This window comes from Mycolicibacterium wolinskyi str. Jessa 2025 (assembly GCF_049241375.1).
Lineage (GTDB): Bacteria > Actinomycetota > Actinomycetes > Mycobacteriales > Mycobacteriaceae > Mycobacterium > Mycobacterium wolinskyi.
This window is the reverse complement of record NZ_CP185960.1, coordinates 23,932-48,275: the sequence shown is the minus strand read 5'-3', so window position 1 is coordinate 48,275 and position 24,344 is coordinate 23,932. Positions and strand designations below refer to the sequence as shown.

The following is a 24,344-nucleotide window of genomic DNA, read 5'->3' as shown; positions in this document are numbered from 1 at the left end:
CCTTCGGCAGTTGTCAGGCAGGCGCGGTCAAAGTGGCGTCCTCGTCGCTGCATTCGGTGCTGGGCGGGGATGTGGTGGTGCCTGACTGCCGCTGATCGCGTTTCAGGACTGTCGCGCTCATGCTCCACACGATCGTCACGACGAGGTTGAGGATCAGCGCGGAGATCGCGATGTACATCGGCGAAGACAGGAAGAACGGCACGGCAGTCGACCCGCCGAAGTGGTCGGCGGTGGGCGATGACACGTTGTAGGCGGCAATGGTTCCGTACGCGATGCCGACAGCCCATCCGGCGAGCAGCGCGCGCTTGTCTGCGAAGCGCACCGTGAAAAGGCCGAGCAGGACCGTCGGAATGGTTTGCAGGATCCAGATACCGCCCAGCAGCTGGAAATTCAACGCGAACTGACTGTCGAGCGTCAGGACGAACACGAGTGCGCCCACCTTGATCAGCACCGACACGATCTTCGACATTTGGGTCTCACGGTAGGTCGACACCGCGCTCCGCGAGTACTGACGAATGATGTTTCGGCTCACCAGGTTTCCTGCACCGATGGCCATGATGGCAGCGGGCACCAGCGCACTCATCGCGATCGCGGCAAAGGCGACGCCGACGAACCAGGACGGGAACATCTCGATCAGCAACTGCGGCACGGCGAACTGCGGATTGCCGTTCAGCGGAGTGATGCCGGCCGCCAGTGCCATCATGCCCAGCAGTGCCACGAGGCCGAGCAAGACGGTGTACATCGGTAACACCGACATATTTCGTCGCACGGTCCGTGCACCGCGGGCGGCGAACACGCCGGTGATCGCGTGCGGATACAGGAAGAACGCCATACCGGAGCCGAGCGCGAGCGTCATGTAGACACTCGCGTTGACGCTGATCGCAGCGGCCTGCGGGTCGGTCGAGTTGTTGCGGGCCGCGATCGCTTGGCCCGCATCCGCGAAGATGTTGTCGAAGCCACCGAGCTTGATCGGTATCACGATGATCGCCACGATGACGACGACGTAGGTGAGGCCGTCCTTGAGAAACGCGATCAATGCCGGCGCCCGGATACCTGACGAGTATGTGTAGGCCGCAAGCACACCGAACGCGACGAACAGCGGAAGGTGGTTGAGGAACCAGCTCGCCTGAGGGCCGAAATTGAGTCCCATGGAAGCAAAGATCACCTCCAGACCGATCAATTGGAGCGCCAGGTAGGGCAGGGTGGCCAGCAGGCCCGTCACAGTGATGGCCAGCCCGAGAGTCGGCGACTTGAATCGGTCGTTGACGAAGTCCGTAAGGGTGACGTAACCCTTCTCGTGAGCGAGGCGAACAAGTTTCGGCAGAAACAGGAAGCCGAGGGAGTACAGCACGACGGCGTTGGGTACCGCATAGAAGCCGAATGCGCCGATGCTGTAGATCGCCGCGGGCACGGCGATCAGCGTGTACGCCGAGTAGAGGTCGCCGCCGAGCAGGAACCAGGTGACGAAGCCACCGAAGCCGCGCCCGCCTAGTGCCCACTCATCGAGGTGGTTCAGATTGTTGGCGCGGCGCCATCTGCTCGCGATGAAACCCATGCCGGTGACAAGCATGATGAGGATGAGGAACACCGTGAAGGTGACGCCGTTGAAACTCATTGCTCATGCCCACCTTCGGGTTCGTGCCGGAACGCGATGAAGTAACTGGCCCCGCATCCGCAGGCGGCGGCGACCGCCATTGCCATCTGGAACCAGTAGAAGAATGGAATGCCACCGAGAGTCGGCTCGGTGCGCTGGTAAAACGGCACTGCCAACGCCAATACCACCGGCACCCCGATGAGTAAGGCACACACGATCCGCTTCGGCCAGGACAACGGCCGGCGAGCTGGTGAATCGTCCGGCGGATTCTCCACCGACCGGGTACTGGTCATGTCGACACTCCAATGTGAGGACCAATGAACTTTGCGGTTGACTGACAATGCTCTTGCGGATGGCGACACTCGTGTGCCGTCAGCGTCGAATCACGGTCTTGCCCCGAGTTTTTCCGACGGCAAGTGCGTCGAGAGCGGCGGGCACGTCCGCCATTTCCAGCCGCTGGGTGATCAGCGGCGTGATCCGGCCTGCGGCCGCGAGCTCGAAAAGCTCCGTTTGCGCCCGCTGGATGAGCGCCGGATTGTGTCGTCGGTACAGCGTCCAGTGCAGACCCGCGATCGTGTAGTTCTTCACGAACGCGTGATTGAGCCTTGGTTGCGGAATCGTCCCGCTCGCAAAGCCCACCACGACGATCGTGCCCTCGAACGCGATGTACTTGGTGGCCGATTCATACGCGTTCCCGCCGACCGGGTCGAAGACGATGTCGGCGCCGCCGGGTGCGACCTCTCGCACCCGCGCGACCACATCCTCCTGGGCCCCGTCGATGGCTACGTCCGCGCCGATTTCTGCCACAGTTGCCAATTTCTCCGGCCCAGAAGCGATTCCGATAACCGTCGCACCTGCCGCACGAGCGAGTTGGACAGCTGCGGACCCCACCCCGCCCGCCGCGGCGGTGACCACGACGACGTCACCGGTGCGGACCGCCGCCCGGCGATGCAGCCCGAGCCAAGCCGTGAGGTAGGTCAGGTGCATGGTCGCAGCCTCGGCATCACCGAGCTGCTCCGGCACGGCAACGGCGTCAGGGGCATCCAGGATCGCCAGCTCGGCGTAGCCGCCGTGCGGCAGAACCGGCTGTCCCACCACGCGGCACCCGAGGAGATCTTCAGCGACGCCGGCACCCACCTCGTCGACAATGCCGCACAGCTCGAGTCCTGGGGTGAACGGCATGGCCGGCTTCTGCTGATATTCGCCGCGGCAGAGCAGCACGTCGGCGAAGTTGCACGATGTGGCCGCCACCCGCACGCGAACCTGGCCGGTGCCCGGTTGCGGATCGGGCATCGTCTCCCACCGCAGAACCGCGCCAGGTTCACCGTGTTCACGCACCGTCCAGGCGCCTGCCATCTGCTATCACCTCTCGGGCTCGACTCGGGCTCAGATTCAGCTACGGCGACCGTCGTCCGGCGTGGACGCGCCGACGAGGTGCACGGTGTTGCCGAAAACCTCTTCGCCCCTGCCCATCTGGGCGTGCGACCGGGCGATGTCTGCCATCGGCAGGACCCGGCCGACACAAGGATCGATCACGCCGTCGACAACCATCTGGTTGTAGGCGATCGCCTGTTCATCATTCGTGCCGTGCGAACCCTGCAGGCGCTTCTGACGGGTCCAGTGGTAGCGCAGGTCGACCATGGCATCGAAACCGGTCGTTCCGGCGCACACCACCACCATGCCGCCGGGCTGGCAGACGAACACGCTCGTCGGAATGGTTGCGCCGCCTGGGTGTTCGAACACGATCGCCGGATCTTGCCGGCTGCCGGCGATCTCCCAGATCCGCTTGCCGAATGCCCGGGCGCTCGCCGTCCACGCCTTCTGACCGGCCACATCGTCGACCAGGGGCGGGATTCCCCAATGGTCGAACTCGCGGCGGTTGATGTAGCCGATCGCGCCGTACTTCATGGCGAACGCGCCGCGGTCGTCGTCGGAGACAACCGCGATGGCGCGCCCGCCTGCAGCGCGCACGAGCTGACTAGCCTGTGTGCCAAGGCCGCCGGAGCCGCCCCAGACCAGTACCAGGTCGTCTGGGGCGATCGTGTTGCCGGCCCAGCCGTGGAGCATGCGGTAGGCAGTCGTGCCGACCAATGTCGGCGCCGCGGCCTCCGCCCAACTGAGATGCGGCGCTTTCGGCAAGATCTGGTGTGCCTGTGCACGCGCGAACTGGCCGAACGAACCGTAGTTCGTGTCGTATCCCCAGATCTTTGCGCTCGGCGCGATCATCGGATCACGCCCGGCTGCGACCCAACGGTCATCGGCGTCCCAAACGCCTGGATGCACGACCACTTCGTCACCGATGTCCACGGAGTCGACGCCGGGGCCGACCGCGTAGACAATGCCCGACGCGTCGGATCCGCCGATATGGAAATCCTCGGTCTCGCCGCGTCGTTGCCGGGTCGCGACTTGATCCACGGGATAGCCTCGCGCTGCCCAGACATTGTTGTAGTTGACCCCCGCGGCCATGACCGCGACGAGCACTTCGCCGGCGCCCAGAGTCGGGGTGTCGACGACCTCGTGTGCGAAGGCTGTCGCGGGATCGCCATATCGGTCCGGCCGAACGACCTCCGCATGCATCTTTTTCGGCACCACACCCAGCGGGGGCAACTCTCCGATGTCGACGACGTCGATCGAGGAATCGGACACCGGTGCTCGGTCGATCAGGTCGGTCACTGACACTCCTATTTCTATAGTTGTAGATCTATCGAACTATTTGGCCGATGAGTCCTGGCGGGCCCATGCTCACTGCCTGTGTGTTCCGAGTCTCATTTACCGGTCGAATGTGAGCAATGACCAATACGGCGGAGGGCTCTGCATATCTGCACACGTGCTGGACACAGGCCAAATGAGCGCGGAAGCCCACTCAGCGGCCTATAGTTCGATGATCCCGTAGTCGTAGAACTATCGAAGGATTCCGGTGACAGGCTCGCTGACATCCCGGCCCGCGCTCGACGACCTCATCGATGTCGTCAAGGCGCTCGGCGATCCCGTACGAGTGGACATGCTCGAACGCATCGCAGCGGTGAAGCAGATGGCATGTACGGAACTGGTCGACGAACTCAAAGTCTCCGCGTCGACCGTGTCCTACCACGTGAAGTTGCTGCGTACGGCCGGCCTCATCGACGTCCGCAAAGAGGGACGCAACTTCTTCTATACCTATCGCCAGGAAACCGCGGCGAAGCTCGCCGAAGCACTGCTGGGACTCGGCCGATGACGGCGCGATGATCTCGGCAGACGACTTGAGGGTGTTCCTCGAAGTCGCGCGCCGGCGGCGACTGACCGAGGCCGCCAAACACCTGCAGATCAACCACACGACGGTCAGCCGGCACATCACCAGACTGGAGCAGGCGGCGGGGCATCGCTTGTTCGACCGCCACGTCGACGGCTGGTCGCTGACGGAAGCAGGCACACATCTCATCGAGCACGCCGAGGCAATCGACGCGGCATTGCTTGCCGCACAGGAGGAATGCCTCACCGCCGGACCGTCGATCAGCGGAAGGGTGCGCGTCATCGCTCCGGACGGGTTCGGCACCTACATGCTGCTGCCGGGGCTGGGCGAACTCCGGCGCCAGCATCCCGCGTTGGTGGTCGAGATCGTCACCGCGAACCGCCACGAATCGCTTACGCCACGCGAATTCGATCTCGCGGTGACCATCGAACGCCCACAGGCCCGTGCCGTGGACGTCCACAAACTCACCGATTTCACGCTCGCCTTCTACGCATCCCCCGAATACCTGGCGGCACACAGCCCGATCACCACCGTCGACGATCTCTACGACCATTCGCTGATCTGGTACGTCGACGATGCGCTCGAACACAGCACATTCAATCTGCTGTACGAGCTGCTTCCCCGAGCCCAGGCCCAGATTCAAACCAACTACATCGCAGGGCATATCGAAGCCGCCGCCGCCGGACTCGGTGTCGCGTTCCTCCCGACTTTCATCGGCGACAACAGTCCACAAGTGCGCCGTCTCCATCAGATCGACGCAAGAGTCAGACGGAGTTATTGGATGTCGGTTCCGCGAGATCTCGCGAGACTGGCCAGAGTCCGGCTGATGGCCACATTCGTCACAAAGGTCATCGCAGCTCACAAAGTCGGCAGTGTCTTGACCGCCTGACGTGCGCGTCGAATGTGATTGAACGGCTGTTGAACTGGGTATAGGCACACGCGTGACTGCCGCCCCCATTCTCATCGAACCCAAGTTGCCCGACCCTCGTGGCCCGTTGTCGATGGCTGTCGTCAGCCTGCTGGCCGAGCGGGCTCCCAGCAATCACCTGTCGCGCGTCGAGGCGTCGCTCGGGGACTCCGATCCGTACGGCATCGACCTGCAACTGGCGCTCTACGTCTGCTACGAGCTGCACTATCGCGGCTTCGCCGGGGTGGACCCGGGCTGGGAATGGAACCCGTGCCTGCTGCATCTGCGGGGAAAGCTGGAGCATGCGTTCCTGTCCGAGGTGCGTCGCGGTGTCGGCGAGATCCAACCCGGCGAGACCGCGATGGCCGAGATGGAGCAGCTGTCGATCGAGCCCGTCGACGGTGACGGACTGTCCTACTACCTGCGGGACAAGGGCACGTGGGAGCAGATGCGTGAGTACTTCGTGCACCGCTCGCTGTACCACCTCAAAGAGGGCGACCCGCATGCCTGGGCGATCCCGCGGCTGATGGGCCAGGCCAAGGCGTCGTTCGTCGCGGTGGAGTTCGACGAGTTCGGTGGCGGCCGCGGGCCGCGTCTGCACCAGCAGTTGTTCGCGGATCTCATGGACGCCGCCGGCCTGGATTCGACCTACCTCGGCTATCTCGACAATGTGCCGGCCGAGACACTGGCCGTGGTGAACCTGATGTCGTTGTTCGGCCTGCACCGCAGGTTGCGCGGCGCGGCGATCGGCCATTTCGCGTCGACCGAGATCACGTCGTCGCCGGGCTCCCGGCGGCTCGTCGATGCGCTCGAGCGCCTCGGCGCGCCGCAGCCGTGCGTCGGGTTCTACGCCGAACATGTCGAGGCGGATGCAGTGCACGAGCAGGTGGTGCGCACCGACGTCGTGGGCGATCTGGTGGCGCGCGAGCCGCACCTCGATCAGGATGTGGTGTTCGGAATCCGGGCGCACGCCCTCGTCGAGGACCGGCTGGCCGATCACATGCTGGAGTGCTGGGCCGACGGCCGGTCGTCGCTACGCCGACCGCTGAGCTGAACCTGCGGCGTCGGTGTCGTTCACGCGGCACCGGCGCCGATGGCTCGTATCGCACAAGGGGTAGTTCTTGCTGCGTCGGCAGGCGCAGATCGCGACCATGAAGCGGTCGGAATCCACGACGCTGCCGTCGGGCAGTTCGATGCGGACGGGGCCCTGCACCATCACCGGGCCCCCCTGCACCACCCGCACAATGCGGGGTTCGGTGTCGCTCACGGCTTGTCCGCCCGGATCACCAGCAGTTCCTCTTCGCGCCGGCCCGGCTCCAGCCGCCCGGTCTCTTCGAGCCACTCGGCCCGGGCCGACAACACCGGGCCGAACGGAATCCACTGCCACGCAACGACATCCGCGTCGAGCCCGGCAGCAGACAACATCGCCAGCGTCTTACGAGGGTCGGCGAACTCCGACTGCACCAGCAGCAGGCTGCCGCCGTCGGCGAGGAGGTCGGGCACGGCCTCACACAGCGGGTCGAGGACCATCCGGCCGTCGTAACCCGCATCCCACGCCCGCGCCGGGCCGATCGCCGCGGGCAGCGCTTCGCTGTCGGGATCGTGCGGCACATACGGCGGATTGCACACCACGAGGTCGAACGGGCCGAACTCCGCGGCGCGGGCCCACGATCCCCGGTGAACCTCCACGGCGGCACTGCTGGTGGCCGCATTGGCCCGTGCGCACCGTACGGCCCGCGGGCAGATGTCGAACGCCATGACGCTCGAGGCACCCTGCTTGGCTGCGTTGACCGCGACCACTCCGCTGCCCGTGCAGAGATCGGCCACATTGCGTGCGACCGCAAGGCCGGTCTTCTCCATGACATCGACCAGCAGTTGCGAATCCTCCTGCGGGGCGTAGACGCCGTCCACCACGATCATGGTGTCGGCGGGTTCACGGTCCTGAGTGTATGCGGTCGTCACATCGGCCTCTCGAAGGTCAAGGGGTCAGCACTGCGGTGGTTAATTCCCGGTATCACCGCTGTTCAAACCGCCATACGAATTGCTCACATCGGCCGATGTCCGCTGATGCACGCTCAATCGCGCTGTTCCTGCTGGTGTTCGGGCGTCGTCAGTTCAGGCGCGATCTCGCGGGTCGCCATACCTCCTTCGCGGCCGTGATCGGCCGGACCTGGAGGTTCGTCATCGGGTTCGCCGGTGTGTTCACGGTCGGACCCCTTGGTGTGGGACATGGGTTCTGATTACCCACGTGGCGGCCGGGGAACACTCCCGGCATGGCGAAGTATCGAGTTCTCAATCCACAAGGTGAAGTCGTCGACACAAAGGACATCGAGAGCGCCGGCGACGCGCACGCCTGGTTCGTCGACCAGAAGGCGAAGCCCGAGCTGGGCTGGCGGATGGAAGTCTTGTCCGCAGACGGCGATTGGGCATTCTTCGACAGCAGTGAGGGTGACCGGAAGTACTGACCCCATCATGACGACCACGCCCGCCCAGCAGGGCGAACTGACCGGCACCAAGCTCAAACGCAAGATCACCGGTCCGCTGCTGTTCCTGTTCATTCTCGGCGATGTGCTGGGCGCGGGCATCTACGCGTTGATGGGCGTGCTGGCAGGCAAGGTCGGCGGCGCACTGTGGGCACCGCTGCTGGTCGCCCTGCTGCTGGCCCTGCTCACGGCAGGCTCGTACGCCGAGCTCGTCACGAAGTATCCGAAGGCCGGCGGCGCCGCGGTATTCGCCGAACGAGCCTTCCGGCAGCCGCTCGTGTCTTTCATCATCGGCTTCTGCATGCTGGCCGCCGGGGTGACCAGCGCGGCCGGCCTCGCGCTGGCGTTCGCCGGTGATTACCTCGCGACGTTCATCGACGTCCCGGCGATTCCCGCGGCCATCGTCTTCCTCGCGCTGGTCGCGGCCCTCAATGCCCGCGGTATCAGCGAGTCGGTGAAGAGCAACGTCGTGATGACGGTCATTGAGTTGACGGGCCTGCTGATCGTCATCGTCGCCGGTGCGGTGGCGGTGGGCCGTGGTCACGGCGACGCCAGCCGGATCGTCGAGTTCCCCGCCGATTCGGTACCGGCGCTCGCGATTCTGGCCGGAGCCATCATCGCCTACTACTCGTTTGTCGGATTCGAAACCTCGGCGAACGTCGCCGAGGAGATCCGCGACCCGAGCAAGGTGTATCCCATGGCCCTCTTCGGCGCGCTCACCGCGGCCGGGGTCGTCTACGTTCTTGTCGGGCTGGCCAGCGCCGCCGTGCTGTCACCGAGCCAGCTTTCGCAATCGTCGGGTCCACTGCTCGACGTCGTGTCCGAGTCGGGGCTGGGGGTGCCCGACTGGGTGTTCAGCGCGATCGCGTTGATCGCGGTCGCCAACGGCGCCCTGCTGACGATGATCATGGCCAGCCGCCTCGCCTACGGTATGGCCGAACATAATCTGCTGCCGAAGCCTCTGTCCGCCGTACTGCCGCGACGCCGGACACCATGGGTCGCGATCGTGGCCACGACGGCCGTGGCGATGGTCCTCACCTTGATCGGTGACCTCTCGACGCTCGCCGAGACCGTGGTGCTCCTGCTCTTGATCGTGTTCATCTCGACCAACGTCGCCGTGCTGGTGCTGCGCCGAGACACGGTCGACCACAACCACTTTCGGGTCTGGACGGCTGTACCGGTGCTCGGGGTGGCCTCGTGCCTTCTGCTGCTGAGCCAGCAGACGGCCAAAGTGTGGCTGTTCGCAGCCATCTTGGTGGCCGTCGGCGCGGTGCTGTACTTCGTGGCGCGTGTGGCGACGCCGCGCCAGGCCGGAACGTAGGCGTGCAGACGTTCCTTCCCTGCCCCGACTTCGCAGACTCGGCGAAACTGCTCGATCCGCGTCGGCTGGGCAAGCAACGCGCAGAGACCATTCAGGTGCTGAGGGCGCTCACCGTGCCGGGGTACGGGTGGCGCCATCACCCCGCCGCGGCGATGTGGGCGGGGTACGAGGAGGCGCTGGTCCGATACGGCTTGGCGGTGTGCGAGGAGTGGCTGGCCCACGGGCACAAGGACACGACAGCCGCCACCCTGCTGGCCGATCTGAGAGCGGGAACCGGAATTGCGCGCGTCCGTCAACAGCGTGCGCTGGCGCGCGCGGACGAGTTGCCGCCCTGGATCGGCGACCCGGCATTTCACCGCAGCCACAAGTCATCCCTGCTGCGCAAGGACCCCGAGTTCTACCGGCCGCACTTTCCCGACGTCCCCGACGACCTGCCGTACGTGTGGCCGGTGTCGGACCGGCAACGCCGGGTCCCCATCAGGTCTACCGACTGAGGTACCGGACCAGGGGTGTCTGCGGCGCGGCGATTGGGTACCCCCTCGCCCATGGCAGATGTCGACGTCACACAAACCTCGTCAGCGACACCTGAGCAGGCCTGGAGAATCGCCTCCGACCTCTGGCGTTTCGACGAATGGCTGACCATCTTCGGCGGATGGCGCAGCGAGATTCCCGAGCGGATCCAAAAAGGGACGAAAGTCTCCTCGTGCATCAAGGTCAAGGGATTTCGCAACATCATCCACTGGGAGGTCACCGATTACGACGAGCCGCGCCGGATCCAGTTGCACGGCAGCGGCCGAGGTGGCGTGAAAATCCAGCTGGATCTCACGGTCGAGGACAACCACCCCGGCTCGCTGTTTCATGTGCACGCCGACCTCGGCGGCGGTGTTCTCGGCGGTCCCGTCGGGCGGCTCGTCGCCAAGGTACTGATCTCAGACATTCGCAAGTCGGTCGAGAACCTGGCCGCATTGACCGAGAGGTCGCGGGCGAGCCGCTGACCGTCTCGCCTACCCCGGCACGACCGGTTGGGACACACACCTGCGCCACGTGATCGGGCCGACGATGCCGTCGCTCTCGATGCCTTCACTGGCCTGGAAGTCCCGCACCGCCTGCTCGGTGAGCGGGCCGAAGTCGCCGTCGACGGCGATGGGGTCGGCCTGGCGCAGGTTCATCCGGACCTGCACTCCCCTGACGGCCTCACCGATGCTGCCGCGCCGGACGAGGATGAAGAGCCGAGACCACGTGACCGGACCTACGATCCCGTCGACGGTGATGCCCTGGTTCCCCTGGAACCGGCGCACGGCCTGCTCGGTGACCGGACCGAAGATGCCGTCGGCCACGAGGTCGAACCGCCGCGCGCGCAACAGGTGTTGCAGGATCTTCACGTGCGGCCCGTCGGCGCCGCGGCTCAGTTCGATGATCTCGAACTCCTGTGCCGGCTCGTCGCCGAGCGGGTTGAGTAGGTCGGCGCGGCCCTCGAACGCGAACAGCAGGAGGTCCACCATCCGGAACGTGAGTGCGTCGGGTCCCAGTGCGGGCCGCCAGTGGGGCTCGCGCACAATGGAATACGTGCTTCCTTCGATGGCCCGGTGGAACACCTCTGCCACGATGCGGCCGCCAACCCCGGTGAGCCGTCCGCCGTTGAGCTCGGCTTCCCGCAGGATGTAGATCCACAGTGGCGTGCTGCTGGTGAGCTCGTCGCGCAGCTGCTGGGCCAGCCCGGTGAAGTCGACACCGCTGCCGTCGCCCTTGAGAATCTCGTCGGCGGTCAAGGGTGTCACTCCGGCAAGGGCCGCCATCTGCTGACCACTGGCCAACTTGACCATGCTGCCGCGGACGAGGTTGCGGAACGCGAGATTGGCGTGCAACGGATCGGCCGGCGGCGCTGACTCGCCGAACGAGCCGGGCGGAAGGTCGGCCAGCGGGTCGGTGAGCTGCGTGTCGATATTGCGTGCGTTGTTGAACTTCGCGTCCGGTACCGCCAGATCGGGACGCCCCGCCTCGGCAAAGTTGTACAGCCTGCGGAAGTCGGCGATCCAGTTCGACGGCAACGGCCGGTCACCGGCCAGACCACCGCTGGTCGCGGAGAATCCGAACAGGAAGAACAGGGCACCGCCGCCGTTGTCGAAGAACCGGTTCCAGTTGTACGTGTCGCGAATCATGCTGTGCCCGAGCCGGAATGCCGCGACGGAGAACTCGATCGGCATGGTGGGCGCGTCGCCTGCCGCCGACGACGTCTCGAAGAGAGTGCGGCCATTGGTGAACACGTCCTGCACGATTCCCGGGTCGACGATTCGCGGGAGGTAGTCCGTTTTGAGCATCCACTGGTAGTGCTTGACGACGCTCTCGCGCGCCGTCTCGAACATCGTCGCCGCCGGTCCCGGGGCGACCGTGCCGACCACCCGGTTGTGGAACCGGATGAAGGCAAGGTGAGTCTGGGCCACCGCGAGGTTCTCGTCGTTGCGGTGGTCCGGGATCAGCGCAAGCCGCTGCTGCGGATCCCGCGGCAGATCGTGACCGTCGAACGCGGGCAGAAAGTCCTCCAGCGCCTCCGTGCGACCCATCTTCAGATGCAGTCCGTCGGTGTAGAACTGCGGATCGCCGGTTGGGCCGCGACCATAGAGCGAATCGAGATCGAGTGCGGGCGAACGTCCTTGGATGAGTTCGTCGACGGTGACATCGGAGCCGAGCTCGCCAACGGTCTTGTCCATCGTCAGGTCGTGGTCGACGAACTGCCCGAGGTAGGTGAAACCGGCCGGGATATCCCCGTCGCTGTCCGGCGTCGTCTCCGTGATCGTTTCCGCCATCGCCGACACGAGACCCGTGGATGCCGGGTCACCCTGCGGCCCCATCCGGGAGAACCGGAACTGGCGCAGCTCGTCCACTTCGGACAGGTGCGGCGCCGGACTCACCGCCGCGCCGCGCGCCCTCGGGTCGACGGCGGCGTCTTCGGTGAGTACGCCCTCCCCGACGACGAAAAATCTGTCTCGGCCATGTCGCATCATGACGCCCCCTTCACGTGTTCGTGTACGTGCGGGCAAGTCAACTGCTGCGGCCATGACGAGTCGTGAGTAGTGAACTACCTCAATCGGAAATCGACGCGCAGCGGGAATGGCAGGGACTGACATCGGGTTGCACGGCATGTCAGACGAGGTGTTCGCCGTCAACAGCAAGGGCACCTAGCCCGTCCTTCGCTGGGTTCCGCGACTTTTGCCTGATTTGCATGTAGGCGTAGTGCAGCTGGATGTCGCGCCGCCGCCGAACATTTCGGATCGGGAACGGTCCAGTCACGGATCCGGCTCGTTCCGATGCCAACTCGGCAGTCGGTTCGGAACCGTGTAGACGGCTTTCCCCGGTTGGCTTACCGTTCAGCTGCGCTAATTTTCGTGACAGTCATTTCGAGGCATCATCAAGGGAGTCGCCGGTGACGATCAACTTTGCTCAAATCGCCGTGAGAGTGGTTGCCGGCGCCGGATTATGTGCAGCCGCAGCGGTGTTGAGCCCACACGCGGCGGCCACCCCGCTGAAGACGGGTGGATACAAGTGCGTCGACATGGCCGCCGGTGCCGCGGGCGCAGCTCCCGCGGCACCCTGCAGCGCTGCCGCTGTCGAGGCATCGGGGGTCGTGGCTCCGTTGGCACCGCCGGTGCCCGTCGTCCCTCCCGCTGGTCTGCCGCCGGTGCCCGTGGTCCCGCCGGTGCCCCTCGCGCCACCGCCCGTCCCCGTCGTTCCTCCAGTCCCGATCGCACCACCCGTGCCCGTCGCCGGCCCGGTCGCGGCAGCGCCCATCGCCGCTCCGGTGGCCGAAATGGGCGGTGTGGCAACCGGAAAGGGCGTGCCGACCGGCCGACCGGCCGGCGCAGGCGGACCCACACCGGGTGTGCCGATCGAACCCGGGCCCGAAGGCTGAGCCTGCGGTCACCCGCCTCGCCTCACCGATGGCGCTTCGAGCCGGATCCCGGTTCGGAGCGCCATTTCTCTATTGGGAGGGATTGCAGGTGTATGCGAAACCGGAACCCGCAGAATGCTATTCCTGCACGATCACCGGATCGCCGACATTGACCGTGTTGAAGTACCACTCCGCGGCTGCCGGGATCAGGCTGATGCAGCCGTGGCTGACATTCTCCAACCCCATCGATGCGACAGCCCACGGAGCGGAGTGCACGAAGATACCGCGCCGCGTGATCCGGACCGCGTAATCCACCTCGAGTAGGTAACCGTCGGCGGCGTCCACGGGTATACCGACACTGCTCGAGTCCATCGTCACCGAGCGCTCTTTCTCCAGCACGGTGTAGGTGCCGACCGGCGTCGGATACTCGGGGCGCCCCATCGAAGCCAGGAGCACGCCCTCCTCGCCTCGGCGCGGAAGGTGGTGCGGGGCCGGCAGTGGGATCGGGGATCCCGCGCCGATCCCGTCGATGGTCACGGTGAAGGTGTGATCGGAGATATCGGCGACGCCGACAACGGCGGCGCCGGTCTGGAACTGCGCCAGCTTACCGCTCACCGAGAGGCTCACCGTGCTGTGCGCGGGCCAGAATTTGTCCGGAACCCATTGCACCACATTGCTTTCGAGCCATTCGAACTTGCCGGTGCGGGCCGGTGTCGACTTCACCGCGATGGCACGTTCGACCGCCGACCGGTTGGCGATCGGCTTGCTGAACGTCACCACGACCGGATGCCCGACACCTACGACATCACCTTGCTTCGGTGCGATCGATTCGATGGAAGAGTTCAGCGGCTGGCTGGCCGCCGCGGGGTCGACACTCGTCGTACCAGCCGAAACGGCCATGGTGACCACGACCAACGCGAGTACACCCTGAATGATCGCCCGCATCAGTCCGATCCCTCTATTACGACCGCCCGGTCTTGAACGATGTCATGGTACGTGCCCGTGAGCCACCGAATGTCCGCTGGCGCGTTGACAATTCGGTCAAGTGTTTGTCACGGAACGGCTACAGTGGCGACTGGAGTCCACCACCTTTGACACCGCCCGCAGCCCGCGGTCCACACATGGCCTGGCGAGTACTTCGAACAAGCTTTCGGCTCCGATGCACCCCAGCCCTGAGGTTGAAAAGCCCATGCAGGCGCGTGACGCGCACGAGCCCGCAGCGCCAGCGAACGCGCTCCGGTTGACCCCGTCGATGCAAAATCGTTATCAGTCGTTTACCATCTCCCGGAGCCGAGTCCTACCTGAACGTTAATTAGCTCGGCGGAGGGTGGTACGGCCGTGGATGTAGAAGATCCGAATATCGGTGAACGTCCGCGTCCGGCGACGGCGCGGCTGTCGTTCGACGGCTGGCCGTTGCGCTGGAAGGTCGCGGCGACCCTGGTGCTCCCGATCCTGCTCGCTGCGACGTTCGGCGCAGTCCGGATCTCGAACGAACTCACTGCGGCGTCCGAGTTGAGCGTCGCATCCGACAACGCCGTGATCGTGGTGCCCGCGGTCGAGCTGGTCGACCGGCTCGACGCTCTCTCCTACGCCGCCGCTTCGGGTGCGCCGATCGAGGAGCCGCTCGAGCAGTTCGACGCGAGCGCCGAGACCCTGGCGTCGGTGACCACGTCCGCGGAGTTCGACCCTGCGGTGGCTGCCGAACTCGCGACGGCATCTTCGACCGCCAAGACCCTGCGCGACGAGATCACATCCCGCCCGGTCCCGCAGCCGGAGATCGCCGACCGAGCACAGAGCGTGGCGTCCGAGGTCATCGCGGCGATCGCGACGACGACGGCGACCGTCGACGACACGACCGTCCGCCCGCTCGCGGACCAGCTGGTCACGGTTCTCGCGGCACAGCGGGCGCTCACCACGCAGCGGGTGCTGATCGCCACGCCGGGTTTCGTCGATTCGGCCGAGCTGCGGACCGAGGTGGCCGACGCGGCAGGTGCGGAGGCTGCGGCGATCGACCGGCTCGCCCAGCTGACGCTCACCGACGACGCCGCGGCATTGCGTGACGCTTCCGATGTTCGCCGCACGGCCTACACGCGACCCTTGAACGAGTCCATACCGGCGGCCGAGTTCACCAACGCCATGCAGGCCGGCGTCGACAGATACCGCGGACTGACACAGCAGCTGTCGTCCGATCTCGACCGCACGCTGCACGATCGAGCCAATGCACTGCGGTCCGACGCCCTGCGTGACACCGCGATCATCCTCGGCGCGGTCCTGACCGCACTCGTCTTCGCGCTCGCGGTCGGGCGCTCGCTCATCCGCTCGATCAACCGGCTGCGCCGCGGCGCACTGCACGTCGCGCAGGTCGAGCTGCCCGAGGAAATCGAGCGACTCAGCAAGGGTGGCGGCCTACCGGAGATCACCGCGCTGCCGGTCCGCACCAAAGAAGAAGTAGGGCAGCTCGCGCGCGCGATCGACGACATCCACCACCAGGCCGTCCGCCTCGCGAGCGAGCACGGGGTTCGCCTGCAGATCGGCGACATGTTCGAGACCCTCTCGCGCCGGAGCCGGTCGCTCGTGGAAGAGCAGCTCGCGCTGATCGAGACGCTCGAGCTCGACGAGGACGACCCGGTGCGGCTCGAGCATCTGTTCCGGCTCGATCACCTCGCCACGCGCATGCGCCGCAACGGCGACAACCTGCTCGTGCTCGCCGACACGGTGGAACGCCACCGCATGTCCGCACCCGTTCCACTGCCGGACGTGCTGCGCGCCGCGATGTCCGAGGTCGAGGAGTACCGCCGGGTTCAGGTCGGCCCCATCGTCGACGTCTCGATCCTCGGCGCGGCGGCAGGCGACATCGGCCACCTGATCGCCGAACTCCTCGACAACGCACTTCGGTACTCACCACCCGAATCGCCGGTTTTGGTCACGGTGGGGCGCGCGGTCGACGCCGGCGTCCTGGTCGAGGTGGCCGACCGCGGGCTCGGCATGTCCAAGGAGGACATGAGCGCGGCGAACGACCGGCTCGCACTCGGCGGTGAGGTGACATCCGAGACGGCGAAACGCATGGGCCTGTTCGTGGTCGGCCGGCTCGCGCGACGTCATGACGCGACGGTGCGGCTGCGCACCACCAGCCACCTGACCGACCGGCCCGGTGTGACGGTGAGCGTGCATCTGCCCGGCGCGCTGATCGCCCCGCCGGCCGCAATGGGCGACGCACTCGGCGACTCGCCCGCATTCGCCGACACCCCGCGTCACTCCCGCGAACAGATGCAGGCGCCTTCGCACGAGCGCGGCACTGGGCGGGCACTCGCCGACGACACCGCTGGTGCGCAAACGGCGACGGCAAGCGCACCCCCCGCCGCGGTTCACACCACCAACAACGGCAGTACGCTCCCGAAGCGGTCGCCCGGCGCGAGCGGTGTCAACGGTGTCCCCGCTCCCACGAACGGGCTGTCGGCGCCGCCGGTGCCGCAACCGGCCGCCGACGACGGCGCCGAACACCAGTCGCGACCGAACGCGCTGTCCTTCTTCACTTCTTCCCCTACCTCCACCTCTGCCCCGACGCCACCCGCGCCCGTCCGGCCGGAGCCGCCTGAGCCGGCACCGCCCGCGCCCGAACGCCCATGGCTTGACATCGAATCCGAGAGCGCGCCGATCTTCGAGCGGATGACGTCCGAATGGCTGATGGATCCGGTGGCGCAGGAATCGCGCAACCGGGTCTGGACGAGTTCGGCGGATGCCCTCTGGGCCGCTGCCGCCAAGGCCGTCGATCAGGAACCCAAACGGCATACTGAATCCGGACTGCCGATCCGCGAACGCGGTGCCCGCCTCGTTCCGGACGACACCAGGCCGGGAGCTCACGCCAGATCCGACGTGGGGAAGGACCCCGCGGCGATCCGCGACGTGCTGAGCCGACAACTGGCAGGCGTTCGCAGAGGCCGAGCCGAAACCGATGCAGCACACCGCCGAATCGAAGGAGACCGATGAACACCGGCACGCAACCACACGCTGGGTCGGCTGGCTCTGCTCCTGCGACCAGACGCACCCTCGACTGGCTCGTGTCCAGCTTCGTCCGCGATGTGCCGGGCGTGTCACATGCGATCCTCGTGTCCGCCGACGGTCTGCTGATGGCGTCGAACTCACACCTTCCCGCGGACCGCGCAGAGCAATTGGCCGCCGTGACATCGGGTTTGGCGAGCCTGTCGACCGGCGCCGCCCGGCTGTTCGAGGCCGGCAACGTCCGCCAGTCCATCGTCGAGATGGACGACGGATTCCTGCTGTTGATGGGGGTCGGAAACGGTTCCTATCTCGCGACGCTCGCGTCGGTCTCCTGCGACATCGGACAGGTCGGCTACGAGATGGCGTTGCTCGTCGACCGCGTCGGCAAAACCGTGCAGGCGACTCCACGTGCCACGCAAGGAGTTCGATGACGCTCAGCATGGACAGGCCTGAGCAGAAACAATCAGCCAGTCGTGCCCGGCCCTACACGCTGACAGGTGGGCGAACCCGCGCTCGGATCGAGATACCGATCGAGGCCTCGGTGGAGGCGCTGGTGTCGAGCAGCGAACTCGACTGGGCGCCGGGCGACGTCCACTCGGTAATCGTGCGGCTCTGCGCCAGCCGACCGTCGATCGCCGAGATCTCGGCCTACGCCGGTCTGCCCATCGGGGTGACGCGCGTACTGGTCGGTGATCTGGTGGAGAGCGGCCACCTGCGGGTGCACGCCACGCTGACCGACCACACGACCGCAACGGAGCGGCGCCGACTGATCGAAAGGACCCTCAGTGGACTACGCGCACTCTGACGCCGGCGCCACCGTGTCGTCGACGAAGATCGTGATCGCCGGCGGCTTCGGTGTCGGCAAGACCACGTTCGTCGGCGCGGTGTCGGAGATCGTGCCGCTGCGCACCGAGGCCCTCGTCACGAACGTCTCCCACGGCCACGACGACATCGACGCGACCCCGGGCAAAGAGACCACCACGGTGGCAATGGACTTCGGCCGGATCACCATCGCGAGCGATCTCGTGCTCTACCTGTTCGGCACACCCGGGCAACGCCGGTTCTGGTTCATGTGGGACGACCTGGTCCATGGCGCGATCGGCGCCATCGTGCTGGTCGACACCCGCAGGCTCGAGGACAGCTTCGCGGCCGTCGACTTCTTCGAGGCACGCAGCCTGCCATTCCTGATCGCCGTCAACGAGTTCGACGACGCCCCGAAGCACACCGTCGAAGATCTCCGCGAAGCGCTCTCCGTGTCTCCCAACGTGCCGATCATCAGTGTCGATGCGCGTCAACGCGATTCGGCGAAGAACGCGTTGATCGCCATCACCTCCTACGCACTGGACCGTCTGCCGACGACCGTGCCCTGATATCCCCTGATCCACCAGCCCCACAGTCTCGAGGAACCCTCATGAACCACCATCACGTGCACCACTTCGACATGGGCCTCTGGCTGTTGTTCCTGGCGTACATCGTCTCCGTGACCGGCTCGGTCGTCGGCCTGGCATGCACCCGCTGCGGTGCCCGCGCCGCCACCGAACGCGACCGGTTGCGGTGGCTGTTGATGGCGGCCATCGCGATCGGCGGCGTCGGGATCTGGCTCATGCACTTCATCGCGATGCTGGGCTTCGCGATTCCCAACAGCGTGGTGCGCTACCACCTCGGCTGGACGGTGGCATCCGCGGTGCTGGCGATCGCGGCCGTGTTCGCGGGATTGGTCACGATCGGCCGCACCTTCGATCTGCGCCGTCTCATCGCCGGTGGCGTGATCACCGGCCTGGCCGTCGCCCTCATGCACTACACCGGCATGTGGGCGATGCAGATCCAGGGCACGATCGCCTACGACAAATTCCTTGTCGCCCTGTCATTTCTGATCGCCGTGGTGGCCGCGACGGCGGCGCTGTGGTTCACCCTCGTCCTCAAGTCGCCGGTGCTGCGGTTCGCCGCCGGTCTCGTGATGGGCGTCGCCGTCGTCGGCATGCACTACACGGGTATGGCCGCGGTCCGGGTGACCGTCGACCGCACCGTGCCGGTTCCCGGTGGGCCCGAGGCGTTCTCGTTCCTGTTCCCGGTCTTCGTGATCGGCCTGCTCGCGCTCGTCATCCCGATCACCGCGATCATGCTGGCCTCTGATCGCAACACCGACGACACCGACGCCGAAGCGCGCGCCGTCGCGGCGACCGGCGGCCGGCACCGCTGAGCCCCGCGATTCAGGCGGCGAGCAGTTCGTCGATCTGGTTGATCGCCAACGTGGATCCCTCGACGATGCCCATGTCGAGCACCTGCTGAAGCGCCTCGGCGGATTCGAACGTGCTCACGTAGGTAGCCCGCGTACCGCCCTGGTGTTCGGCGAACGTATAGACGTTGCGCGACACCGGCATATCGGGGTTGGGGTTCAAGTCGATGTCGGCGAAGCCGTCGAGGAATTCCAGGCTTCTCGGCTCGTCGACGGACGTGATTTCCCAGTATCCGGCGTGCTTGTCACCCTCCGGTCCGGTCATGTAATACGTCACGCGGCCGCCGGGCGTGAGGTTGTGGTCGACGACGGTCGCGGGATAAGTCGGCGGGCCCCAGACCTTTTCGAGCTGGCGCGGGTCGGCGTAGACCTGCCAGATCCGTTCGACGGGAGCCGCGAAATCTGCGGTGATCGTCAGGGTCAGCTTGTCGATGTCGTGTTGGACGTCTGTCACGGGCATGGTTCAGTTCTCCTTGGTCGTGTCGGATGAGATGAGTTCGTCGATGCGTGCGATGCGACCACGCCAAACCTGCTCCAGCTCAGTGAGCATCGAACCCACCGACCGCACCGCATCCACGTCACCGCTGGCCAGTTGCTCGCGACCACTGCGTCGCTTGGTGATCAACCCAGCCTTTTCGAGCACGGCAACGTGCTTTTGCACTGCGGCGAAGCTCATGTCGTACTTCGTCGCGAGCGCGGAAACCGAGTGCTCCCCGGCCAGTACCCGGCGCATGATGTCGCGCCTCGTACGGTCGGCGAGCGCGTGGAACAGGGCGTCCGCCCGATCCTCGTCCTGCTCGGTCACACCACAAACATACAACCAATCGGTTGTAGGTTGTCAAGAGTCAGTTTCGGCGAGACTGCCTGTCGCGGCGTCGGCCCATGACGGCAACCAGACGTCCGGCTCGTGGCACCCAGGCTTGTGCAGCGCGCCGAGGTAGTTGCGCAGGGTCGCCAGACCGGGGTGTGGGTTGGCGCTCAGCCAGACGAGCGAGTGTGGGTAGACGGGTGTGGGGTTGCGCAGCGGTATGCGACGCAATTCGTAACAGGAAGGCCACAGATAGCGGTCACGTTTGCCCACCACAGTGGCGATATCTGTTGCTTGGCAGAGTGTTTCGAGAAGGGCTTCGTCACCGAAGTGCGGCCCGCGCCCGTCGATCGTGAGGCCGAATGCGTCGGCCAGCTCGCTATAGAACGCCGCCCACTCCGTGCCGGGAGCGATGCCCGGGATCCAGATCCGGTGCCCCGCGAGGTCGCGCGGGTCGATGCTGGTTCTGCTCGCGAGTGGATGCTTGGGCCCGACGAGGAGTTCCAGTTCATGGTCGATCGCACGCGCTGCGGTCAAGCCGTCCGGCATGTCCGCGGCCGGCATCGTCACCGCCCGAAACGAGGCATCGACACTTCCGGAGTGCACCGCGGTCAGCGCTCCGGCGAGGGAGTTGTTCGGCAACGTGACGACTTCGACGTCCAGCTCGGGATGGGCGAGATGAAAGTCCTGAAGAACAACTGATGGCGCGATGCGGCGGTGGGGCACATCGACGCGAAGTGGCCGAGCCTCGGGCCGGACCGACTGCCTCGCGCGTTCCGCGGCGCCGAGCAGATCCCGCGCATGCGGAAGGAACGTGTGACCGTCGCTGGTGAGCCGCACGCCGTGCGGGGTGCGCGTGAACAGCACGACCCCGATGTCGTGCTCCAATGCGGCGACACGCTTCGAAACCGCTTGCGGTGTAAGGCCTAACTCGTCCGCCGCGGCTTGGAACTGACCCAGGTCGGCCGCGGCGACGAATGTGCGTACGCCGTCAAGATCCAACGCTCAACGCCTGGTTGTGACGGGCATGCGTGTCGGTTGATTGCCGCGCCGTCATGGCCGCTGATGAGATCGGTGCATGCCCTATTTGACCTCCGGCCGCCTCTACATCCAAACCCCCGAGTGGGAACGTGTTGCCGAGCGGATCCATCACGTCACCACACTCACGTCGCGGCTCAACCTGCTTCCGTTCGACGCCGCCGAAGAGCGAGCGGCGCTGTTGGCCCAGGTGTTCGGCGGGCCGCTCCCGCAGACCGTCACGGTGTATCCGCCGTTCTTCACCGACAACGGGCTCAACACCACCTTCGGCGAGAACGTCTTCGTCAATCAGGGATGCACGTTCTTCGATCAGGGCGGCATCAGCATCGGCGCCGGGACGATGATCGGACCGAAGACGAATCTGATCACGTCCGGGCATCCGGTCCCGCCCGCCGAGCGGCGCGAGTACATCCTCGCCGCACCCATCGTCCTCGAAGACAACGTGTGGCTCGGCGCGGCCGTCACGATCCTGCCCGGTGTCACGGTCGGTGTGAACTCGGTTGTCGGCGCCGGAGCCGTCGTGACCAGAGACGTGCCGCCGAACACTGTGGTGACCGGCGCGGCGGCATCGGTGCGCACGAGTTGGTGAGCGCGTGCTCGGAACGTCCGCGTCAAGCGGTCATCGAACCGGGACGGGTCGCGGTGGGCCGGGGTCGTCGGGCTCGATGTCCTGCGGCTCGGTGACCCAGGCGCTGAACACCGGCACCCCGCGCCATGCGGTCGGCCCGTCATCTCTTGCGGCGCAAGCAAGCACCGCGTAGGGGCGGTTGAAGCGCAACTCGATGCGCCGCACCAGCACCTCATGAAATGACGGCATGCCCGCTGCGCGCAGGCCCATCGCGGTCACCGCCGCGGCCTTGAATCCGGTGCGCGAGTATGACGCGATGGCCGTCTGCTTCGCGGTGAAGCTCACCGGCAGATCCTCTGGCCGAGCGAAACCGGTCAACGTGTCGAACACCATGGGCACGCCGGGAGCGTCCGCGAGGTCGTGGTTGCTCGTCGCCGACCACGCCGGCAGAAAACTGCGAAACTCCGCCTGCACCTGCGGACCGCCGGATCGTTGTTCGCGGCGTTCGGTCACCGTCCACGCGTGTCCGTCGGTGACTTCTTCGGCAGGCAACCGACGCGCACCTCGCTCGTCACCGCGAAGCATCGCGGCAATCTGGTGGGCCGCCGCGTCTACGTCGCGGGGTGAAACATCAGGTGCTGCAATAACACTGAGCACCTCCAGCGCCGACGACGAGTACGGTGCCGCCACCGCGACCAGCCCGGCCGCGTCGGTTTCGGCCACCAGCTGCAGGCCGTGCTGAAGCGACAGGGCCCGGTTGACCGCGGTACCGAATTCGCCGCCGAGCTCCTCAACCGTTCCCAGTGGGGTACCCCAGCGGATATCGGTCGCCAGCGCGGACGCGAGCACGAGCCGAACCAAATTGTCGATGTTGAGCGGGAATTCGTCGATCAAGCCGTTCGTGCGAGCGCTGGCCCAGGCGTTGGCGCGCGCCTGATCCGGCACGGGCCCGCGCTCCACCACGTCGGGCAGTGTCTCGGCCCATGCGTCGAAAGCCGGTCCCAACTCGCGGTCCCACACCGCCGCGATCGCAGACACCGCGGGGTGCGGTTGGCTCAACAGGCTGCGCGCCCGATCTGCGGCGTCGTCGACTGTCGTGCCGAGGACAGCCTCGAGATCGCCGCGGCTCGCTCCCCCGGCCGCCGGACCGACCAAGGCCAACAGGAGCCATGCGCCCAACGGCGACGTCACCGCGTGCCCGTCGAGCAATCGCCTGTTGAACTCGGCCGCGTAGGCAGACACGATCTCGGAGGTCTCGGCGCCCGGCATGCCTGAACCTTATCGGCGGGGTGGCCCCTACTGACCCGCGTTGCGGGCCAGGTCGATCGCGTACTGGTTGACGAACGTGCCGGCCGAGGCTTCTCCGCTGCCGCACGACCCGTCGGACTCACCGGGGCGCTTGACCCACAGGTACGCGTCGGCATGCGGGCTTGCGGTCGCCGTGGTGGGCGGCACCCCGAGCGCACGGCCCGGCGGGTTGCACCACGAGTCGCTGTCGACGGGCCCGAGTCCGTTGCGCGACGTGTCGATCACGTAGTGCGCACCGTTGGTCATGCCGGAAATGGCCTCGCCGTAACCGGTCGACTCCTCGGTGGTGAAGAAGTTCGCGGTGTTGAGGCTGAACCCCCGGGCCTTGGCCACACCGACCTCGTTGAGCCTGGCGGCCATGTCCGGGGCGGGCACCCACCGCGGATGGCCGGCATCGACATAGACGGCCGTGCCCGGATTGCGGGTGAGCGTGTCGACCGCGTAGCGCATCAGGTCGAATCGTTCCTGACGCTGATCGGCCGACAGGCAATCGGCCATGGCCAATGCGTCAGGTTCGAGAATGACCGCCGCACGTCCGCCGCCGATGGCGGCCGCGACGCCGTCGATCCAGCCGCGGTACGCGTCGGCCGACCCGAACCCGCCCGCGGCGTAGCTGCCGCAATCGCGATGCGGGATTCCGTAGAGAGCCAGGATCGGCATGGTGCCTGCGGCCTGGGCGTCGGCGATGTACTTCGCATCCACGGAAGGCGTCGAGATGTGGTCCATCCAGTACGCGGTCGGCGTGTTGGCGATTGCGGCCAGCTCGGGGCTCGGGTCGCTCTTCGACGCGCGCATGGCCTTGGAATTGGGATTGACGTAGAACGGCATCCCGACCAGCGGGTTTCCGTCACTGGCCAGGCGGACCGCCGGTCCCGAACCGACCTGCGTCGGCGCGGCGACGAAGACCATCGCAACCGCGAGGAACGGGAGAATCCATCGCGCGACTGCACCAGCAGCTGAGGACATC

The 24,344-nt window shown here is 66.2% G+C and carries 28 protein-coding genes; 14 read left to right on the top strand and 14 right to left on the bottom strand.

Annotation, left to right across the window (positions count from 1 at the left end; all coding sequences use genetic code 11):
- Window positions 1-13 precede the first annotated feature (13 nt).
- The 4 genes from mctP to ccrA form a co-directional block, all read right to left on the bottom strand.
- Window positions 14-1,615, bottom strand: coding sequence for a monocarboxylate uptake permease MctP (gene mctP / locus ACOI2T_RS00250; protein ID WP_409504008.1), 1,602 nt, complete (start codon window positions 1,613-1,615; stop codon window positions 14-16).
- Window positions 1,612-1,887: a DUF3311 domain-containing protein gene (locus ACOI2T_RS00245; RefSeq protein ID WP_067853556.1), complete on the bottom strand. Its 276-nt coding sequence runs from the start codon at window positions 1,885-1,887 to the stop codon at window positions 1,612-1,614. The genes mctP and ACOI2T_RS00245 overlap by 4 nt, the downstream gene beginning before the upstream one ends.
- Window positions 1,888-1,966: 79 nt before the next feature.
- Window positions 1,967-2,950, bottom strand: a complete 984-nt coding sequence (locus ACOI2T_RS00240) for an NADPH:quinone oxidoreductase family protein (RefSeq protein WP_409504007.1) — start codon at window positions 2,948-2,950, stop codon at window positions 1,967-1,969.
- Between the two features lie 36 nt (window positions 2,951-2,986).
- Window positions 2,987-4,267 carry a crotonyl-CoA carboxylase/reductase gene (ccrA, locus tag ACOI2T_RS00235; RefSeq protein WP_409504006.1) on the bottom strand — a complete coding sequence of 427 codons (1,281 nt, stop codon included), beginning with the start codon at window positions 4,265-4,267 and terminating at the stop codon, window positions 2,987-2,989.
- A gap of 244 nt (window positions 4,268-4,511) precedes the next feature.
- Here ccrA and ACOI2T_RS00230 point away from each other — a divergent pair, with 244 nt between their 5' ends.
- From ACOI2T_RS00230 to ACOI2T_RS00220, 3 genes are read left to right on the top strand one after another with little or no spacing between them, the layout of a single operon-like run.
- Entirely contained in the window at window positions 4,512-4,808 is a 297-nt protein-coding gene (locus ACOI2T_RS00230) for an ArsR/SmtB family transcription factor (protein WP_409504005.1), read from the top strand.
- A gap of 7 nt (window positions 4,809-4,815) precedes the next feature.
- A complete protein-coding gene (locus ACOI2T_RS00225; RefSeq protein WP_067853548.1) occupies window positions 4,816-5,712 on the top strand; it encodes a LysR family transcriptional regulator in 897 nt (298 codons plus the stop codon).
- Between the two features lie 52 nt (window positions 5,713-5,764).
- Window positions 5,765-6,784, top strand: coding sequence for an iron-containing redox enzyme family protein (locus ACOI2T_RS00220; protein ID WP_085144756.1), 1,020 nt, complete (start codon window positions 5,765-5,767; stop codon window positions 6,782-6,784).
- On the opposite strand, the gene ACOI2T_RS00215 is transcribed toward ACOI2T_RS00220, so the two are convergent.
- From ACOI2T_RS00215 to ACOI2T_RS00205, 3 genes are all read right to left on the bottom strand, one after another.
- Window positions 6,764-6,997: a CDGSH iron-sulfur domain-containing protein gene (locus ACOI2T_RS00215; RefSeq protein ID WP_409504004.1), complete on the bottom strand. Its 234-nt coding sequence runs from the start codon at window positions 6,995-6,997 to the stop codon at window positions 6,764-6,766. The two genes, ACOI2T_RS00220 and ACOI2T_RS00215, sit on opposite strands and share 21 nt — an antisense overlap.
- Window positions 6,994-7,692, bottom strand: coding sequence for a HemK2/MTQ2 family protein methyltransferase (locus ACOI2T_RS00210; protein ID WP_409504003.1), 699 nt, complete (start codon window positions 7,690-7,692; stop codon window positions 6,994-6,996). The genes ACOI2T_RS00215 and ACOI2T_RS00210 overlap by 4 nt, the downstream gene beginning before the upstream one ends.
- A 113-nt stretch (window positions 7,693-7,805) precedes the next feature.
- On the bottom strand, window positions 7,806-7,961 hold the full coding sequence (locus ACOI2T_RS00205; RefSeq protein ID WP_165765961.1) for a hypothetical protein: 156 nt from the start codon (window positions 7,959-7,961) through the stop codon (window positions 7,806-7,808).
- 42 nt (window positions 7,962-8,003) lie between these two features.
- On the opposite strand from ACOI2T_RS00205, the gene ACOI2T_RS00200 reads away from it, so the two are divergent.
- Genes ACOI2T_RS00200 through ACOI2T_RS00185 form a run of 4 tightly spaced genes read left to right on the top strand, consistent with a single transcriptional unit; the run spans window position 8,004 to window position 10,529 of the window.
- Window positions 8,004-8,195 (top strand): hypothetical protein, encoded by a 192-nt coding sequence (locus ACOI2T_RS00200; protein ID WP_067853535.1) that lies wholly within the window; start codon window positions 8,004-8,006, stop codon window positions 8,193-8,195.
- Between the two features lie 7 nt (window positions 8,196-8,202).
- Window positions 8,203-9,534 (top strand): APC family permease, encoded by a 1,332-nt coding sequence (locus ACOI2T_RS00195; RefSeq protein WP_409504002.1) that lies wholly within the window; start codon window positions 8,203-8,205, stop codon window positions 9,532-9,534.
- A gap of 2 nt (window positions 9,535-9,536) precedes the next feature.
- On the top strand, window positions 9,537-10,028 hold the full coding sequence (locus tag ACOI2T_RS00190; RefSeq protein ID WP_409504001.1) for an MSMEG_6728 family protein: 492 nt from the start codon (window positions 9,537-9,539) through the stop codon (window positions 10,026-10,028).
- Between the two features lie 51 nt (window positions 10,029-10,079).
- On the top strand, window positions 10,080-10,529 hold the full coding sequence (locus tag ACOI2T_RS00185; protein ID WP_067853524.1) for a type II toxin-antitoxin system Rv0910 family toxin: 450 nt from the start codon (window positions 10,080-10,082) through the stop codon (window positions 10,527-10,529).
- 9 nt (window positions 10,530-10,538) lie between these two features.
- On the opposite strand, the gene ACOI2T_RS00180 is transcribed toward ACOI2T_RS00185, so the two are convergent.
- Window positions 10,539-12,536 (bottom strand): peptidoglycan-binding protein, encoded by a 1,998-nt coding sequence (locus ACOI2T_RS00180; RefSeq protein WP_409504000.1) that lies wholly within the window; start codon window positions 12,534-12,536, stop codon window positions 10,539-10,541.
- 488 nt (window positions 12,537-13,024) lie between these two features.
- On the opposite strand from ACOI2T_RS00180, the gene ACOI2T_RS00175 reads away from it, so the two are divergent.
- Window positions 13,025-13,441, top strand: coding sequence for a hypothetical protein (locus ACOI2T_RS00175; RefSeq protein WP_409503999.1), 417 nt, complete (start codon window positions 13,025-13,027; stop codon window positions 13,439-13,441).
- Between the two features lie 117 nt (window positions 13,442-13,558).
- On the opposite strand, the gene ACOI2T_RS00170 is transcribed toward ACOI2T_RS00175, so the two are convergent.
- Window positions 13,559-14,365, bottom strand: coding sequence for a L,D-transpeptidase (locus ACOI2T_RS00170; RefSeq protein ID WP_067853515.1), 807 nt, complete (start codon window positions 14,363-14,365; stop codon window positions 13,559-13,561).
- 393 nt (window positions 14,366-14,758) lie between these two features.
- On the opposite strand from ACOI2T_RS00170, the gene ACOI2T_RS00165 reads away from it, so the two are divergent.
- Genes ACOI2T_RS00165 through ACOI2T_RS00145 form a run of 5 tightly spaced genes read left to right on the top strand, consistent with a single transcriptional unit; the run spans window position 14,759 to window position 19,619 of the window.
- Window positions 14,759-17,407 (top strand): sensor histidine kinase, encoded by a 2,649-nt coding sequence (locus ACOI2T_RS00165; RefSeq protein WP_421875533.1) that lies wholly within the window; start codon window positions 14,759-14,761, stop codon window positions 17,405-17,407.
- Window positions 17,404-17,850 (top strand): roadblock/LC7 domain-containing protein, encoded by a 447-nt coding sequence (locus tag ACOI2T_RS00160; protein ID WP_067853512.1) that lies wholly within the window; start codon window positions 17,404-17,406, stop codon window positions 17,848-17,850. The genes ACOI2T_RS00165 and ACOI2T_RS00160 overlap by 4 nt, the downstream gene beginning before the upstream one ends.
- Entirely contained in the window at window positions 17,847-18,224 is a 378-nt protein-coding gene (locus tag ACOI2T_RS00155) for a DUF742 domain-containing protein (protein ID WP_110883779.1), read from the top strand. Before ACOI2T_RS00160 ends, ACOI2T_RS00155 begins: the two co-directional genes overlap by 4 nt.
- Window positions 18,205-18,789 (top strand): GTP-binding protein, encoded by a 585-nt coding sequence (locus ACOI2T_RS00150; protein ID WP_409503997.1) that lies wholly within the window; start codon window positions 18,205-18,207, stop codon window positions 18,787-18,789. Before ACOI2T_RS00155 ends, ACOI2T_RS00150 begins: the two co-directional genes overlap by 20 nt.
- Window positions 18,790-18,830: 41 nt before the next feature.
- Window positions 18,831-19,619, top strand: a complete 789-nt coding sequence (locus ACOI2T_RS00145) for an MHYT domain-containing protein (RefSeq protein WP_067853503.1) — start codon at window positions 18,831-18,833, stop codon at window positions 19,617-19,619.
- A 10-nt stretch (window positions 19,620-19,629) separates the two neighbouring features.
- Here ACOI2T_RS00145 and ACOI2T_RS00140 read toward each other — a convergent pair whose 3' ends face one another.
- The 3 genes from ACOI2T_RS00140 to ACOI2T_RS00130 are packed head-to-tail and all read right to left on the bottom strand — an operon-like array spanning window position 19,630 to window position 21,465.
- Entirely contained in the window at window positions 19,630-20,115 is a 486-nt protein-coding gene (locus ACOI2T_RS00140) for an SRPBCC family protein (protein ID WP_085144763.1), read from the bottom strand.
- Between the two features lie 3 nt (window positions 20,116-20,118).
- Window positions 20,119-20,460 (bottom strand): ArsR/SmtB family transcription factor, encoded by a 342-nt coding sequence (locus ACOI2T_RS00135; protein ID WP_067853496.1) that lies wholly within the window; start codon window positions 20,458-20,460, stop codon window positions 20,119-20,121.
- Between the two features lie 33 nt (window positions 20,461-20,493).
- The gene (locus tag ACOI2T_RS00130; protein WP_409503996.1) at window positions 20,494-21,465 is read right to left on the bottom strand and encodes a LysR family transcriptional regulator; all 972 of its coding nucleotides are present in this window, start codon (window positions 21,463-21,465) and stop codon (window positions 20,494-20,496) included.
- 76 nt (window positions 21,466-21,541) lie between these two features.
- Between ACOI2T_RS00130 and ACOI2T_RS00125 the strand changes: the two genes are divergently transcribed.
- A complete protein-coding gene (locus ACOI2T_RS00125; protein WP_409503995.1) occupies window positions 21,542-22,090 on the top strand; it encodes a sugar O-acetyltransferase in 549 nt (182 codons plus the stop codon).
- Between the two features lie 30 nt (window positions 22,091-22,120).
- Here the strand turns inward: ACOI2T_RS00125 and ACOI2T_RS00120 are convergent, their stop codons facing one another.
- Window positions 22,121-23,338 (bottom strand): hypothetical protein, encoded by a 1,218-nt coding sequence (locus tag ACOI2T_RS00120; protein ID WP_409503994.1) that lies wholly within the window; start codon window positions 23,336-23,338, stop codon window positions 22,121-22,123.
- A gap of 27 nt (window positions 23,339-23,365) precedes the next feature.
- Window positions 23,366-24,343 (bottom strand): glycoside hydrolase family 6 protein, encoded by a 978-nt coding sequence (locus ACOI2T_RS00115; protein ID WP_409503993.1) that lies wholly within the window; start codon window positions 24,341-24,343, stop codon window positions 23,366-23,368.
- Between the last annotated feature and the right edge of the window lies 1 nt (window position 24,344).